Genomic DNA, 15,239 nt, shown 5'->3' on the forward strand with positions numbered 1-15,239 from the left:
GGTCAGTCCTCCTTGACGGCGTATTGGCGGACCATGCGCTCGGCGGCGTCGGGGCCGTCCCAGCCGAGGATGCGCGCGTCCTTGTCCGCGAAGTGCACCACCGCGAGGAAGAAGTGCTCCAACTCCTCGCGCTCTCGCTGGGACAGGTTCTCGTAGGACTGGAGGTCCTCCGAGCGGTTGGCGTTCACGGGGACGAGCAGCAGGCGGTCATTGCGCTCGCGCTCGCCGTTCTTCGCGTCCCGCTTCTTCTGGTCCACCTGGAGTACGCCCAGGGGCCGGCAGGGCAGCACGACGCCGGGCCAGGTGTGTACGTCCCAGTACACCAGCGCATCCAGCGGGTCTCCATCCGGGCCCCGCGTGCTGGGGACGAAGCCCCAGTCGAACGGGTAACGGAACCCGCGCGTCAGGGGCCGGGACAGCGTGAAGGCCTGGAGCTTCGCGTCGTATTTGAGCTTCACCGTCGAACCGCGGGGCGACTCGACGACGACGTGCAGCGCATCCTGGAAGCCGCGCAGGGGCAGGCGGGTGAAGTCGGTGGCCATGAAGCTTCAGGCTGGTGACTGCCTCGCGCTCCCGGCAAGTGCCCGGCCCCGGCGCGTTTCACTCGCCAACCTTGGCGCGGGGCCAGGGGGCGTCTCGCCGGGCATCAGACGTGGAGGTTGCGGAGCGCGACCGTCAGCAACACGCCGATCCCCGTGAGCACGAGTCCGGCGATGGCCTTCCTCCGGTTGAGCTGGGGCGAGTCCGGATGCCGGTTGCGCACCAGGTTCACGGTGTTGAGCACCACCGACACGACCTGGGCGGGGATGCACATGGGAATCACCGAGATGAGTCCCACCCACAAGCCGATGCCCGCCGCCGAGAGGTCGGGGCCCTCGTTCCCCACGGGCTTCGGGACGGTGCGGCCCCTCAGCTCCCAGCAGCCCGGGCACAGCGGAGGTGCGTGACGGCGGACGCGGTTCTCGCACCGGGGACAGATGAAGGCACCGCAGCGGGTGCACACCCAGTTCGCGACGATGTCCGGGTGCCGGGAGCAGACGGCGCGAGCCGGGGCGCCGGTCTCATCCACTTCGACCTCTGGCAGGTCCCCCGTGTAGCGGTCGGACAGGGCGCGGTGCGTGATGCCGAACGCGGCCTCCGCGTTGGGGATGGAGAGCACGATGGCCTCCTTGTCGATGCGCACCACCCGCGGCGCCCGGTCGCGCAGGAAATACATCCACGCCGCCACGGGGAGCGCCACGCTCAGCGCCAGCGAGACGAACCCCAGCGGCGTCGGGTCCTCGCCCAGCAGCAGGGCGAAGCCGCCGAAGAACAGCGCCAGCGCGAGCACGCAGGCGGCGACCATGATGAGCTGCCCCCGCTTCCACCGGCTCCACGCTGCTTCCGTGAAGGGCAGGGTCCCCTTCACGCGCTTCGTCATCACCGAAGCGACGATGAGCGCGATGAGCACGTTGAGGAGCACCAGGAATCCAATCCAGCGCGGATACCAGGCGAACTTCACGGGCTTGAAGACGACGCCCTCCCGTTCACCGGTGATGATGCAGACCGGTGGCAGGTCGAACTCGTTCAGCTCTCCGGCGGGGATGGTGACGTCGGGCATCGCGGCGACTTGTAGTCCACCGCGCGGGGCCTGTTCCAGTCACCCGCCCTCGCCGGGGTGCGCGCTAACCGATGGGCCGCACCAGGGACAGCGCCGGGTCGCGGCGGGCGAGCAGCTTCCGGGTGGCCCGCGCCGCGGCCAGTCCCCCCAGCGTGTACCAGACCACGGTGAGCAGGGACGTGGAGGGCCGGGCCCTGGACGGGGCCTTGCCCAGCCCCAGCCGCGGCGGCAGCACCACCGAGCCCACTCCGGCGAGCAGCCCCAGCACCACCCCGCGCAGATAGGGCCGCTTCGGGCGCCCCAGGGCCACCAGCGAGAAGAAGAGCCCGTTGGACACCAGGTCCCCCGCCAGCGTCTGACGGTGCAGCCTGCGGCCCTTCGCGGGCTCGCCGCCGAAGAAGCGGATGCCCTTCTTCAGGGAGCGCGTGCCGAGCACATCCAGGCGCGGCGGGTGCTGCAACACGCGCCGCGCGCCCTCGTGCACCAGCGTGAGCGCGGTGGCGCCGACGAGGCCGGGACCCAGGGCACGGAACACGATGCGGGGCGGAGTGGGCGGTTCGATCATGCCCTCCAAGCTAGGCACCCGCTCCCGGGATTCCCGCCCGAGCGCGCCCGCCTGCCCGCCCGGCATCCCCCCGGGCCCGGCAGTGCACGCGCCTCAGGAACTGCAACTGACCACGAGGTGCCGGCCCCATGTCGGCGGCGAGGCGGCGTAGGCCTCCATGCCGGGGTGTTCATCGAACGGGGCGGACACCAGCGCGAGCACGCGGTCCACCTCCGCGAAGTCACCCTCCTGGGCTCGGGCGATGGCCTGCTGCGCCACCCAGTTGCGCAGGACGTACTTCGGGTTGACGCGGTCCATGCGCGCGTGGCGGTCCGCGTCCACGCTGCCTTCGGACAAGAGGCGGTCCTGGTAGCGCGCGGCCCAGGCATCGAAGCCCTCCGGAGGCAGGAAGTGGTCGCGGAGCGCGTCGTTGGGGGCGCCGGGCCCCGAGTCGAACCGGTTCAGCGCGCGGAAGAACCGCGGGTAGTCCACGTGGGAGCCGGCCAGCAGCGCGAACAGGTCCTCCACGAGCGGACGGTCCTCCTGGCGGGCCTCCGTCAGGCCCAGCTTCTCGCGCATGCGCGCGAGGAAGTGCGCGGCGAACGTGGGCTGGAAGAGGCCCAGCAGGGCGCGGGCCTCGTCCTCGGTGATGAGCGTGAGCAGCGCCTCGCCCAGGCAGGCCAGGTTCCACAGCGCGACGCGCGGCTGCTGGTCGAACGCGTAGCGGCCGTGGGGGTCGGAGTGGTTGCAGATGAAGCCGGGGTCGAAGTCGTCCATGAACCCATAGGGCCCGTAGTCCAGCGTGAGCCCCAGGATGGACAGGTTGTCGGTGTTCATCACGCCATGCGCGAAGCCCACCGCCTGCCAGCGCGCCACGAGCCGCGCGGTGCGCTCCACCACCTCCGCGAAGAAGCGCGCGTAGCTGCCCTCCTGTCCCACCAGGTGCGGGAAGTGCCCGGCGATGACGTGCTCCGCGAGCGCGGCCACGTGTTCGGGCTGGTCGGTGTGGTGGAAGAACTCGAAGGTGCCGAAGCGCACGTGCGACGGCGCCAGCCGCACCAGCATCGCGCCGGTCTCCACGTCCTCGCGGTACACCGGCGCGCGGCCGCCCAGCACGCACAGCGCCCGGGTGGTGGGGACGCCCAGCGCGTGCAGGGCCTCCGACGCCAGGTACTCGCGCACGGTGGAGCGCAGCACCGCCCGCCCGTCACCGCCGCGCGAGAAGGGCGTGGGCCCGCCGCCCTTCAGGTGCAGGTCCCACTTCGCGCCATCCGGGGTGCGCACCTCGCCCAGGAGCAGCGCGCGGCCGTCCCCCAGGCGTGGCACGTACACGCCGAACTGGTGCCCCGCGTAGACCATGGCCAACGGCTCCATGCCGGGCAGGGGCGTGGCCCCGCCGAACACGCGCACGAACTCCGGGCGCGCGGCCTCCCCCGCGTCCAACCCCAGCAGGCGCAGCGCCGCCGGGTTCGCGCTCACCAGGTGCGCGTCCGGGAAGGGCGCGGGCGCCACCCGGGCGGCGAACCCTGGGGGCAGGCGGGCGTAGGTGTTGTCGAAGACGAGTTGTTCGAGCAGGGCCATGGTCCGCACAACCAGCGTCAGGGGACCTGCATGCCCCGCTGCACGGCGGGACGGCTGCCCACGCGGTGCAGGTACTGGAGCAGGTTGTGCGTCCCGTCCAGCAGGTCGGGGAGCATGTCGCGCGCGACCTTCAGCCAGGGATAGGTGGCGATGTCCGCGATGGAGTAGGTGGTGGCCAGGTAGTCGCGCGACGCGAGCTGCCGGTCCAGCACGCCCAGGATGCGCTTGCTCTCGTTGCGGTAGCGGTCGATGGCGTAGGGAATCTTCGTGTTGGCGTAGACGGCGAAGTGGTTGAGCTGGCCCATCATGGGGCCCACGCCGGCCATCTGGAACATCAGCCACTGCGTCACTTCCGCCCGGCCGCGCGGATCCGAGGGCATCAGCGCGCCCGTCTTCTCCGCCAGATACAGCAGGATGGCGCCGGACTCGAAGAGCGCCAGCGGCCGGCCCCCCGGCGCGTCGTGGTCCACGATGGCCGGAATCTTGTTGTTGGGGTTGATGGCCAGGAAGTCCGGCTTGAACTGCTCGCCCTTGCTGATGTCCACGGTGTGCGTCTTGTACGGGATGCCCAGCTCCTCCAGGGCGATGGAGATCTTGCGGCCGTTGGGGGTCTTGAACGTGTACAGGTCGATCATGCCTTCACTCCGGTGAGCTGTTCGCTCACCTGCCAGAGCCGCTCGGCGAGCGCCTCGTCCCGGGCGGCGGACGACGGCTTCACCTTGCGGCATTTGATGAAGTACTCCCCGCTGACGCCCGCCACCTCCGGCGAGGACGCCAGATAGACGGAGGTCCGCGCGCCCTGCTCCGAGGACAGCATGAACGGCGCGGCCAGCTTCACGAGGTGCCGGAAGAGGCCCTCGCTGTTGTGCCCGAAGCCGGTGCGGACCACCCCCGGGTGCAGCGCGTTCGCGGTCACCTGCGTGCCCTGGAGCCGCTTCGCGAGCCCCTTCGTGAACAGGATGTTGGAGAGCTTGGCGTTGCCGTAGACGCGGATGCCGTCGTACCGGCGGTGCTCCGTCTGCGGGTCGTCCAGGAAGTCCGCGCGCGCGAGCCGGTGGCCCTGCGACGACACGTTGAGGATCCGCGCGGGGCCGCTGGCCACCAGCAGGTCGCGGAGCAGGTGCGTGAGCAGGAAGTGCGACAGGTGGTTCGTGGCGAACGTGGCCTCGTAGCCGTCCACCGTCACCCGCCGCCGGTCGATGATGAGGCCCGCGTTGTTGATGAGCACGTCCAGCCGCGAGTGGCGGGCGCGGAACGCCTGGGCCAGCTCGCGCACCGACGCCAGCGACGACAGGTCCGCGAGCAGCGACTCCACCCGTGCGTCAGGGGCGGCCTCGCGCACGGCGGCGACGGTGGCCGCCGTGCGGGCCTCATCCCTGCCGGAGAGGACCAGCGTGGCGCCCCCGCGCGCCAGCGCCTTCGCCGTCTCCTGGCCAATGCCACCGGTGGCCCCGGTGATGAGGCACACCTTGCCATCCAGACGGTCTTCCCGAAGCTTCGTCGACATGCGCCGCGCCCTCCTGGAATCCGGGGACGCGTTCTATACGCTTCGGCCCCTCCCCGTGCAGGAGAACCTGCCCGGGGAGGTGGCGCGGCCCGCTTCAGGTCGCGGCGTGTCCGATGTCCTCGGCGCGGCCCCGGCGGCCTCCGCCCTTGGTGGGGGTGGCGCCCGTGCGCGCGTCGCCGTTGAGGTGGCTCTCCAGGAACCAGAGGTCCTCCTCGGTCTCGCCCAGGGTCTGGGTGAGGATGTCCGCGGTGACGGGGTCATTGAGCTTGTCGGACCGGGTGATGCCGTCGCGGAGGCTGGCGGCGTAGCGGCCGACGCGCTCGACGAGCGCGCGGATGTGCGATTCGCCGTCCACGGCCTGCAGGTCGTACTCGGGCAGCTGGCTGTTGTGGCTGGCCAGGCGGATGGTGCCCTGGGCATAGCCGCCCAGCGCGCCAGCGCGCTCGGCGTAGGAGTCCGCCTGCTTGCGCGCGTGCTTGGCCACTTCGTCGAAGAGCAGGTGGCGGCTGTAGAAGTGCGTGCCCCGGATGTTCCAGTGCGCCTGCTTCACCTGCCAGTGCAGGTCGATGGCGTTCGCGAGCAAGGTGTTGAGCATGTCGATGAGCTCTTCGCGCGCGGCCTGGGGAAGGTTCACGTGGCTGGTGGAGTACATGGTCCGAGTCCTCATCAGTGGTGGCGCACGGCAGGCCGTCGGCATGACGTCGCGGCGCCCCCCACAGGGTGGGGATGGTCGGCGTCCCTGGCCATGGCGCGGCGTGCTCCGCCTGGCCGCACGGCTGGCTCGCAGGGCAGGCGACCGGGCGTCCCGCCCGCCTATGCCGCGCCGGGAGCGGCCAGCCGGGCGACGACCTCCGTGGCGGCGCGCTCGCCGGACTCCACGGCGCCGTCCAGGTAGCCACGGCCCTCGATGGCCGTCTCGGTGCCGGCCCAGTGCACGCGGCCGAACGGCGCCCGCAGCGCGTCGCCGATGGCGGTGACGGTGCCGGGGCGGGGCAGGCCCACGTAGCAGCCGCTGCTGAACGCCTCCTGCTTCCAGTCCAGCGCCGCGATGGCGACGGGCGCCAGGGCCTGGGGGCCGAAGAAGCGCGTGAAGTCCGCCAGCGCGGCGCGGTGGAGGTCGACCGTGGGGCGGCCGGTCCACGCCCGCGCGGTGTCACCCAGGAAGAAGCCCACGAGCGCGGGGTGGTGTCCCCCGGGGCCGCAGTCGTCGAAGCACAGCCGCACGGGGCCCACGTCGCTGACGGCCTCGCCGGACAGGCCCGCCTCGCGCCAGAACGGCGTGGCGTAGGTGGCCACGACCTTGATGACGCTGCCCATGGGCATGTTCGCGTGCGCGAGGCGGCGGCCCGGGGGCAGGTCCCCGCCGAAGTCGATGCGCTCCGCGAGCGCGGGCGGAGTGGCCACCACGGCGTGGCGCGCGCGCAAGGTCCGGCCGTCCTCCGTGATGGCGGTGACCCCCTCCGCGTCCTGGAGCACGGCCTTCACGGGCGCACGGAGGAAGACGCGGTCCGGGGGCAGGGCCTCCGCCAGCCGGCGTGAGAGGGATTGCGCGCCGTCCACGAAGCGCTCCGCCTGGGCGCCGCCCTCGACCTCGGTCAGGGGCATGAGGCCGCCGCTGGAGTGCACGTAGGAGAGGAAGTCCAGGAACGACAGTTCAGAGGGCTCCGCCGCGAACACCGCGCGGGTGGCGATGTCCAGCGCGGCGCGGGCGCCCCACGTGTGCACGTGGCGCTGCTTCCAGTCCTCCAGGGTGAGGGCGTCCCACGCGGCGGCCTTCGGCGCGGCGGCGGGCTGTTCGCGGGGGACGCGCCTGGCCAGTCCGTCCAGCTTCCAGACGACGCGCTGCAGGTCGAGCAGCGACAGCAGGGGCAGGGCGGGCACCTTGCCCCGGTACGTGCGGCGCTCGCCGCGCAGCTCCAGCACCTTGGTGCCCTGGTGGTGCTGGGGGAAGCGCTGGAGTCCCAGGGTGTCCGCGAGCTTGAGCACGTGGCGCTGCCGGGGCCCCACCCACTGGCCGCCCAGGTCCACGGGGCCGCCCCCCACGTCGCGGGTGAGGGTGCGTCCGCCCACGCGGTCGCGCGCCTCCAGCACGGCCACGGTGGCGCCGGTGCGGACGATGTGCCGGGCGGCGGTGAGTCCCGCGACGCCCGCGCCGATGACGACCACGTCCACGCGCAGGTCCATAGGGCCTCCGACTCTATGCCGGACGCGGCGCGTGGCTAGGATGCGGGCGGGACGTCAGACGGGAAGGGTGGAGGACCGGATGTTCGCGTTGGAGCTGGTGGAGAAGGTGCGGCGGGTGTCACCGGGCGCGGCGAACGCGCTGACGACGCTCGCGGTGAAGAACATCGTCCCGCTGGCGGCGGCCATGGGCTACCGCGTGGAGGAGGTGACGGACGCGCGCGTGAAGGCGACGGTGCCGCTGGACCGCAAGACGAAGAACCACGTGGGCAGCGTGTACCTGGGCGCCCAGGTGACGGTGATGGAGCTGACGATGGGCGTGATGCTCTTCCGCCGGTTTCCCCCCAGTCAGTACAAGATGCTGGTCAACCGCATGGAGGTGGCCTTCCACGCGAAGGCGAAGTCGGCGGTGAGCGCGGTGTGCGAACCGCCGGAGGAGCTGCTCGCGGGGCTCGCGTCCGGGCTCGCGTCGAAGGGCGACAAGGCGGAGGCCTGGATCCCGGTGCGCCTGTCGGGCACCGACGGCCAGTGCGTCGCGGAGGCGCGCTTCCTGGCGGTGTTCAAGCGCGGGTAGCTAGCGCGGCGCCTCCTCTTCCAGGAGGAAGTCGCCGATGGTCTTCCACATCGCCTCGAACTGGGGGCGGCGGAAGCCGGAGCCGGAGATGAGCCAGTCCACGTGCGGAGGCTGGTGCGCCGGCTGGTCGAAGTGGCCAATGGCATCCAGGTGGTCCGCGCGTACGGCCGTCAGCACGCGGCCGTACACCTGCGAGCGCGTGGGCACGATGCCGTCGCACGCGGTGGGGCCGGGCATCGCGCCGTAGGCCTGCACCAGCGCCGCCGTCTGCGCGGGCGTGTGCAGGGGCAGCTGCGTGAGCGGCATCCGCTGGGTCTGCGCGTATACGAACGCGTAGATGGTGTGGGTGAGCTGCGCGTACGGGTCCATGCCCGCCGCCAGCCGCGTGCGGAAGGAGGGCGGCCGGGCCTGCGTCACCACGGAGCCGTACCTCACGCCGGGCCGGTCGTGGGTGCCGCCGTTGAACAGGTCGATGCCCTCCGGCGTGAGCTGGGGGATGAGGGACGTGTCGTGGCCCACGTCCCCCAGGAACTTCGCCACCGCGTCGCGCCGCTCGCTGGAGAAGTCGCCCAGGAGCTGGTCGAAGAGCTGATCCAACAGCGTCGCCTTCCACCCCAGCTGATCATCCGCCCGCGCCATCAGGTGCCCGAAGCGGAACACCACGCTCAAGGGCAGCCGGCCGAAGCGCAGCACGTACATGGTGAACAGCGACAGGAGCTTCAGCAGCTGCTGGCCGAACAGGCCCAGGAAGAACGTGGCCAGCGGCGTGCCCGCGTGCGGCGCGGACACCGTCACCACGCTGCGCACCCGGCGCGCGAAGGGCTCCAGCTCCAGCGCGTCCGACACCTGCGCGCCGGGGCTGACGAACAGCCGGGCGTCCAGCCCGCCGGTGGAGTGGCCCACCAGGTGGATGGGGCCGTCGTCCCCGGAGGCCGTGTCGTGCACGGCCTTGAGCAGGTCCGCGGTGCGCTGACGGATGGAGGCGGTGGGGTGCGAGACGACCGTCACCACCTCCGCGTCCACCCCCCGGCGGGCGAGGTCCTTCTTCAGGAACTCATACGCGTGGCCGAAGTAGAGGAGCTCGCCCAGGTTGGTGAAGCCGAAGAAACCGGGAACGAGGTACACATGGTGCTTCGCGGACATGGGTCGACCAGCATACCCCACGCCTCGCGGACCGGCTTGGAATACCCGGCGCCCCGCGCGGTTGACGCGCGCCCGGGCGCATTGACAAAACCGGTTGCCCGTTCCCCCTACCCAGAAGGAAGACCCTCCGTGTACCGCCGACTGCTCGCGCTTGGCCTGCTGTGGTCCCTCCCCGCCGCCGCGGAAGAGGGCATGTGGACCTATGACGGCTTCCCCGCCGCCCAGGTGAAGAAGGCCTACGGCTTCGAGCCGACCCAAGCCTGGCTGGACAAGGTGCGCCTGGGCTCCGTCCGGCTGGCCAACGGGTGCTCCGCGAGCTTCGTGTCGCCGGACGGCCTGGTGATGACCAACCACCACTGCGTGCGCAGCTGCATCGAGGAGCTGACGACCGCGAAGGACGACCTGCTCGCGAAGGGCTTCCAGGCGAAGAGCGCGAAGGAGGAGCGGCGCTGTCCCAAGATTGAAGCCAACCAGCTGGTGGAGATGACGGACGTCACCGAGCGGATGAACGCGGCGACGAAGGGCCTCACGGGCGCGGCCTTCAACACCGCGCTCAAGAAGGAGACGGCCACGGTGGAGGCCGCGTGCGCCACCGGCAGTGACGTGCGCTGCGACGTGGTGACGCTCTACAACGGCGGCAAGTACCAGCTGTACAAGTACCGCCGCTTCCAGGACGTGCGGCTCGTCTTCGCGCCGGAGTTCTCCATGGCCGCCTTCGGTGGCGATGCGGACAACTTCAACTTCCCGCGCTACGGCTACGACGTGTCCTTCGTGCGCGTGTGGCAGGACGACGCGCCCGCGAAGAGCCCGGACTACCTGCCGTGGGCGAAGGAGGGCGCGAAGGAGGGCGACCTGGTGTTCGTCTCCGGCCACCCCGGCGGCACGGAGCGCAAGAGCACGGTGGCGGAGCTGGAGTTCCAGCGCGACGTGGCGCTGCCCCAGACGCTGCTCCAGCTGGCGGAGATGCGCGGGATGCTGCGTGAGTTCGCCAGCTCCTCGCCGGAGCGCTTCCGGGTGGCGCGCTCCGGCCTGCGCGGCGTGGAGAACGGCCTGAAGGCCCTCAAGGGCCGGCAGGAGATGCTGGCGGACCCCGCGGTGCTCGCGCTCAAGCGGCAGGAGGAGGCGGACCTGCGCAAGCGCATCGAGGCGAACCCCCAGGCGAAGGCCCTCACGCAGGGCATGTGGGAGGAGACGTCGCAGGCGCTGGACGCGTGGCGCCGGATGATGAACGACCACCGCATGAAGGGCGCGGGGGACGCGTTCCGCTCCGACCTCTTCGCCCACGCGCAGGCGCTGGTGCGCGCGGCGGAGGAGCTGCCCAAGCCCAACGCGGAGCGCCTGCGCGAGTACACCGACGGCCAGCTCCCGGGCCTGAAGCAGCGGCTGCTGCGCGAGGTGCCCATCCCCGCGGAGCTGGAGGCGCTGGAGATGACGTTCGGCTTCAACAAGCTGCGCGAGACGCTGGGCGCGGATGATCCCTTCGTGCGGTTGGTGCTGGGCAAGGAGGCGCCCGCGGACCTGGCGCGCGCGCTGGTGCGCGGCACGAAGCTGGGCGACGTGAAGGTGCGCAAGGCGCTGCTGGAGGGCGGCAAGGCCGCGGTGGACGCGTCGCAGGATCCGATGATCGTCCTGGCGCGCAAGGTGGACGCGGAGACGCGCGCGTCGCGCAAGCGCTACGAGGACACGGTGGAGGCGGTGCTCAAGCGCAACGGTGAGCGGCTGGCGAAGGCGTACCTCGCGGTGAACGGGACGGCGGGCGCACCGGACGCGACCTTCACGCTCCGGCTCAACTACGGGCAGGTGAAGGGCTGGGATGACAACGGCAAGGCCGTGCCGGCGCTGACCACGTTCGGCGGCGCGTACGGGCGCGACACCGGCAAGGAGCCCTTCAAGCTGCCGGCGCCGTGGGTGAAGGCGAAGGGGAAGGTGGCGGAGGGGACGCCGCTGGACATGGCGACGACCAACGACATCATCGGCGGCAACTCCGGCTCGCCGGTGGTGAACCGCGACGGCCAGGTGGTGGGGCTCATCTTCGACGGCAACCTGCCGTCGCTGGGGGGCCGCTATGCCTACGTGCCGGAGACGAACCGCGCGGTGGCGGTGCACGGCGACGGCATCCTCGCCGCGCTGGAGCACGTCTACGGGGCCACGCGCGTGGTCAACGAGCTGAAGGGCGCCCAGGTCGCGCCGGCTGCTCCGGCCCGCTGAGGCGGGGGCCATGGGGGGCGGAGGGGCGTCAGCACGCCCTCCGCCTCCAGCGTGGCCCGCAGGGCGGGGAGCCGGCCCCGGTGCTCCTTGAGGCGCTGGAGGAACAGGCGCACCCAGGACGCGGGCGACTCCAACCGTCCCCAGGAGAGAAAGGACGCGCCCCGGGCCTCGAGCTTGATCGAGTCCAGGAACGGGTAGAGGTCATGCGGTCCGTACAGCGGGCGGGGCGGCGGAGGAGGCATGCCGCGGATCCAGGCCAATCGCGACGGCCGTGACGCCCACAGGGCGGTGCAGTCGCGCAGGAAGAGGTTGAGGGTGTCGAGCCCTTCGGGCTGGAGGAGCAGCTCCCGCAGCGCATCGGCCATCTCCCGCCGCTCCCGCTTGAGGACCCTGAGTCGCTGGTAGCGCCAGTGCTCCCTGCTTGCTTCGATTTCATTGGGATCCGTGAAGGCGTTCTCCTGCCGCAGGTGGGACCAGGCGTGCCTCCCAATCACTCCCGGGGGGAGGATTCCGCGCACGTAGCCCTCGCGGGCTTGATGGGGCATGTCGCGCGTGCGGGCCGTGGCCCAGCGGATGAATGGCGCTACCTTGTCCGCGGCGCGCCGGCCGTACACCATCAACTCAATCTCTCCCTTCCTCCAGGGCGCGTTCGGGGGGGCGTCCGCTTCCATGTCGCCGTAGCGCAACCACGTCTCCAGCTCGCGCCGGGCTTCGCGCCGTGCCGTGCGGTTCGCGACGGCCCGCTCCTTGCGCGCCGCCTCCCGGTTCTTGGAAGGCAGCAGCGAGCGCGCCATCTGCAGGACCTTCTCGTCGGAGTGGATCATCGTCCGGGGGCCCTCACGCCTTCAGGGGGCAGTGGCTTCAGCAGCCCTTCCGCCTCCAGCGCGGCGCGCACGGAGGGGATGTGGCCTCGGTGTTCCTTGAAGCGCTGGAGGAACAGGCGCATCCAGTGCACGGGCGGCGTCAACGTGCCCCAGGCGGAGGAGTAGCGGCCGTGCGCGTTGGGCTCCAGCGAGTCCAGGAAGGGGAGCACGTCGTGCGCGCCGAGCAGCGGGCGGTACGGCGGCATCGCTCGGGGGCGGTGGTGGCACGGGGCGGCGGCAGGGGCGGTCAGCGTCCGGGGCCACGGGTGACGCTCGCGCAGGAAGCGATTCAGGGTCCGCTGACCGTCGGCCTCTTCCAGCAGCGCGCGCAGCAGCTGGGCCTGCTCTCCTCGGTCCATCAGGCCCGCCCGGCGGCGCCGCCCATGGCGCAGCCAAGAGCGGTTGCGCCACGCGGCTTCGACCGGGTCCCGGAACGCGGCCGTGTCCTCCAGGTGGCCCAGCGCGTGCTCGCCGATGACGCCCTTGGACACCAGGCTGCGCACGTGGCTCAGGCGATCCTCCCGGCGCAGCCCGCGCGTGCGCACGGTGGCCCAGCGGATGAACGGGTTCACCTTGTCGCCGCCACGTCGCCAGTTCACCGCGTCGCGGATCTCCCGGGCCTCCCACGGCGCGAAGGCCGGCGGGTCCGCCTCCAGGTCCCCGGACTTGGACCACTCCGCCAGCTCTTGATGGATCTCCCGGCGGGCCGCGCGGTGGAGGCGCGCTCGCGCCGAGCGCGCGGCCTCCCGGTTCTTGGATGGCAGCAGCGAGCGCGCCATCTGCCGGACCTTTTCGTCTGAGTGGATCATGGCCCCTGGGCCCCCCGTGCCCGCGCTGGACGTGGAGCGCCCCCATCACCTGACGGGCACCTGACGCCTCCCTCCCCGACGCGTCGGGTGCTGGACACCCACGGCCCAGAACCTCCCGGGTGGTTGGTGCGTTGCGTCAGGGGCGCGCTACGTTGGGAGCGCGGGCGTGGGTCCGCCTCTGTCTTCGCGCGGTTGCGTCCCCCGGGACGCGTCCGCCCGGGCGCCTTCCCGGGGTGGTTGGGAGCCGGTGCCCGTCGTGCGGTAGCATCTCGGTCGTTTCACGCCGGGGGGAGGGAGGATGCACGATGGTGGTGGAGGCCCCGGAGCCCCGGAAGATGTCGGCCATCATGTTCACGGACATGGAGGCCCCCGCAGGTCAACGCTGGCGCGATGAGTCCCTACAACGCGCGTTGCATGAGGAGCACGGGCTGCTCGTGCGCGGCCTGCTGTCGCGCCACGGAGGCCGCGAGGTGAAGCGGATGGAGGAGGGCGGCTTCCTCCTGGAGTTCGAGTCAAGCCTGCCCGCGGTGTCGTTCGCGCTGGAGTGGCGCTCGGCCGTGGACGCGCGCAACCGCGGCGTGCCCACCGAGCGCCGGATCTCCGTTCGCGCCGGCGCGCACCTGGGCATGGTGGTGCACCGCGACGGCGACGTGTTCGGCGAGGGCGTCAACCTGGCGGCCCGCATCGAGTCCCTGGCCCGGCCGGGCACCGTCTACGTCAGCGAGACGGTGGCGGCGCAGGTGGAGGGCCGGCTGAAGGCGCCGCCCGTTCGCCTGGGGCGCAACGAATTGAAGAACATCCGGCTGCCGGTGGCGGTGTTCCGCATCGACGCGCCGGCGGAGGAGCGCGGCGAGGGGGCGCTCCTGTCGCGCGTGCGTTCACTGCTGGGCCGTAAGCGCGTGCCCGTGGACGGTTGAGGCTGACGGACGGGCGCGCGGCGGTATGGTGCCGCGCCATGTCCGAACTCACCCTGGTCGTTGGTTCCAAGAACTTCTCCTCCTGGTCGCTGCGCCCCTACCTGGCCCTGGCGCACACCGGCCAGCCGTTCACCGAGGTGCTGGTGCCGCTGGACACGCCGGAGACGGCGGCGCTCATCGCGTTGCACTCGCCCAGCGGGCGCGTGCCGGTGCTCAAGCACGGCGACACGGTGGTCTGGGATTCGCTGGCCATCTGTGAGTACCTGGCGGAAGCCTTCCCCGCCGCGAAGCTGTGGCCGGAGGACCGCGCGGCGCGGGCGGTGGCGCGCTCCATGACGGCGGAGATGCACGCGGGCTTCCAGGCGCTGCGCACGAACCTCCCCATGGACATCACCGCGCGCAAGTCGGTGCCGGGGCTGGACGCGCCGGGCGTGCACGGGGACATCGCGCGCATCCAGGCGCTGTGGATGGGCTGCCGCGAACGCCACGGCAAGGGCGGGCCCTTCCTCTTCGGCACCTTCTCCATCGCGGATGCGTTCTACGCGCCCGTCGTCACGCGCTTCGTCACCTACGGCGTGCCGTTCCGCCCGGAGATCGCCGCGTACCGCGACGCGGTGCTCGGCCTGCCCGCGATGCTCAAGTGGACGGAGGCCGCCCAGGGCGAGCCGCCCCTGGCCCGCTACCGCTAGCCGCTCACAGCCCCAGCGACTTCAGCTGCGCGTCGAACGCGGGCGCGTCCGTGAAGACGAACCCGCGCAGCCCCAGCGCCCGGGCCGCGTCCACGAACTCCGGCAGGTCGTCGAAGAAGGCGGCCTCCTCCGGAGCGCAGCCCGCCTTCTCCAGCGCGAGCCGGTAGATGGCGGGCTCCGGCTTCACGTGCCCCACCTCGCAGCTGAGCACGAGCGCGTCGAAGCGCTGGAGCAGCGGGAGGAGCGGCTTCACGTACGCCACGTGCAGCGCGTTGGTGTTGGACACCAGCACCCGCTTTACCCGGCCCTGGAGCCCCTCCACGCGCGGCAGCACGGCGTCGTGCACCGTGAAGTGGCTGCTCCACAAGGGCGCGAACTCCTCCATCGGCAGGTCCACGCCCAGCGCGCCGCACACGTCCCGGCGGATGCCCTCCGCGTCCAGCAGGCCCCGGTTCGCCGCGGTCCACCCGGCGCCGGTGAGCCGCCGCGCCGCCTCCGGGGGCTCCAGCCCGGCCCGCGCCGCGAGCCGCGCGAAGAGCAGGGCGTTGTCGTGGAACACCAGCACGTTGCCCAGGTCCAGCAGCACGGCCTTCACGGCGGGGACGGCGGCCACGGTGCGCTCC

16 protein-coding genes are annotated in these 15,239 nt (G+C 71.8%); 4 read left to right on the plus strand and 12 right to left on the minus strand.

The genetic code is table 11. The features are described from left to right. Positions 1–2: 2 nt before the first annotated feature. The 8 genes from FOF48_RS32500 to FOF48_RS32535 all read right to left on the minus strand — a co-directional run bounded on the left by FOF48_RS32500 (position 3) and on the right by FOF48_RS32535 (position 7,416). A complete protein-coding gene (locus FOF48_RS32500) occupies positions 3–542 on the minus strand; it encodes an inorganic diphosphatase (RefSeq protein ID WP_143908187.1) in 540 nt (179 codons plus the stop codon). Positions 543–646: 104 nt separating this feature from the next. Next, entirely contained in the window at positions 647–1,600 is a 954-nt protein-coding gene (locus FOF48_RS32505; RefSeq protein WP_143908189.1) for a hypothetical protein, read from the minus strand. A gap of 64 nt (positions 1,601–1,664) precedes the next feature. Continuing rightward, positions 1,665–2,165 (minus strand): hypothetical protein, encoded by a 501-nt coding sequence (locus FOF48_RS32510; RefSeq protein ID WP_186002161.1) that lies wholly within the window; start codon positions 2,163–2,165, stop codon positions 1,665–1,667. Positions 2,166–2,258: 93 nt separating this feature from the next. After that, on the minus strand, positions 2,259–3,725 hold the full coding sequence (locus tag FOF48_RS32515; RefSeq protein ID WP_143908192.1) for a YdiU family protein: 1,467 nt from the start codon (positions 3,723–3,725) through the stop codon (positions 2,259–2,261). Between the two features lie 17 nt (positions 3,726–3,742). Beyond that, positions 3,743–4,360, minus strand: coding sequence for a glutathione S-transferase N-terminal domain-containing protein (locus tag FOF48_RS32520; protein ID WP_143908194.1), 618 nt, complete (start codon positions 4,358–4,360; stop codon positions 3,743–3,745). Then, the gene (locus FOF48_RS32525) at positions 4,357–5,232 is read right to left on the minus strand and encodes an SDR family oxidoreductase (RefSeq protein WP_186002162.1); all 876 of its coding nucleotides are present in this window, start codon (positions 5,230–5,232) and stop codon (positions 4,357–4,359) included. Before FOF48_RS32525 ends, FOF48_RS32520 begins: the two co-directional genes overlap by 4 nt. 94 nt (positions 5,233–5,326) lie before the next feature. Continuing rightward, the gene (gene dps / locus FOF48_RS32530; protein WP_143908196.1) at positions 5,327–5,884 is read right to left on the minus strand and encodes a DNA starvation/stationary phase protection protein Dps; all 558 of its coding nucleotides are present in this window, start codon (positions 5,882–5,884) and stop codon (positions 5,327–5,329) included. 161 nt (positions 5,885–6,045) lie between these two features. Then, positions 6,046–7,416: an FAD-dependent oxidoreductase gene (locus FOF48_RS32535; RefSeq protein WP_143908199.1), complete on the minus strand. Its 1,371-nt coding sequence runs from the start codon at positions 7,414–7,416 to the stop codon at positions 6,046–6,048. 79 nt (positions 7,417–7,495) lie between these two features. Between FOF48_RS32535 and FOF48_RS32540 the strand changes: the two genes are divergently transcribed. Then, positions 7,496–7,987, plus strand: coding sequence for a DUF4442 domain-containing protein (locus FOF48_RS32540; protein ID WP_143908201.1), 492 nt, complete (start codon positions 7,496–7,498; stop codon positions 7,985–7,987). Here the strand turns inward: FOF48_RS32540 and FOF48_RS32545 are convergent, their stop codons facing one another. After that, the gene (locus FOF48_RS32545) at positions 7,988–9,130 is read right to left on the minus strand and encodes a triacylglycerol lipase (RefSeq protein WP_143908203.1); all 1,143 of its coding nucleotides are present in this window, start codon (positions 9,128–9,130) and stop codon (positions 7,988–7,990) included. It lies immediately after the preceding gene. A 129-nt stretch (positions 9,131–9,259) separates the two neighbouring features. Here FOF48_RS32545 and FOF48_RS32550 point away from each other — a divergent pair, with 129 nt between their 5' ends. Next, complete coding sequence (locus FOF48_RS32550; protein ID WP_143908205.1) at positions 9,260–11,338, plus strand: S46 family peptidase; 2,079 nt, start codon at positions 9,260–9,262, stop codon at positions 11,336–11,338. On the opposite strand, the gene FOF48_RS32555 is transcribed toward FOF48_RS32550, so the two are convergent. Together FOF48_RS32555 and FOF48_RS32560 are read right to left on the minus strand one after the other, a co-directional pair. After that, complete coding sequence (locus FOF48_RS32555) at positions 11,269–12,162, minus strand: hypothetical protein (RefSeq protein WP_143908206.1); 894 nt, start codon at positions 12,160–12,162, stop codon at positions 11,269–11,271. The two genes, FOF48_RS32550 and FOF48_RS32555, sit on opposite strands and share 70 nt — an antisense overlap. Beyond that, entirely contained in the window at positions 12,159–12,980 is an 822-nt protein-coding gene (locus FOF48_RS32560; RefSeq protein ID WP_143908208.1) for a hypothetical protein, read from the minus strand. Before FOF48_RS32560 ends, FOF48_RS32555 begins: the two co-directional genes overlap by 4 nt. A gap of 335 nt (positions 12,981–13,315) precedes the next feature. Here FOF48_RS32560 and FOF48_RS32565 point away from each other — a divergent pair, with 335 nt between their 5' ends. Both FOF48_RS32565 and FOF48_RS32570 read left to right on the plus strand, forming a co-directional pair. Next, on the plus strand, positions 13,316–13,927 hold the full coding sequence (locus FOF48_RS32565) for an adenylate/guanylate cyclase domain-containing protein (RefSeq protein ID WP_143908210.1): 612 nt from the start codon (positions 13,316–13,318) through the stop codon (positions 13,925–13,927). A gap of 38 nt (positions 13,928–13,965) precedes the next feature. Then, a complete protein-coding gene (locus FOF48_RS32570) occupies positions 13,966–14,616 on the plus strand; it encodes a glutathione S-transferase family protein (protein WP_143908212.1) in 651 nt (216 codons plus the stop codon). Between the two features lie 4 nt (positions 14,617–14,620). On the opposite strand, the gene FOF48_RS32575 is transcribed toward FOF48_RS32570, so the two are convergent. Beyond that, the gene (locus tag FOF48_RS32575) at positions 14,621–15,229 is read right to left on the minus strand and encodes an HAD family phosphatase (protein ID WP_143908214.1); all 609 of its coding nucleotides are present in this window, start codon (positions 15,227–15,229) and stop codon (positions 14,621–14,623) included. Positions 15,230–15,239: the final 10 nt, after the last annotated feature.

The organism is Corallococcus sp. Z5C101001 (assembly GCF_007352635.1).
Lineage (GTDB): Bacteria > Myxococcota > Myxococcia > Myxococcales > Myxococcaceae > Corallococcus > Corallococcus silvisoli.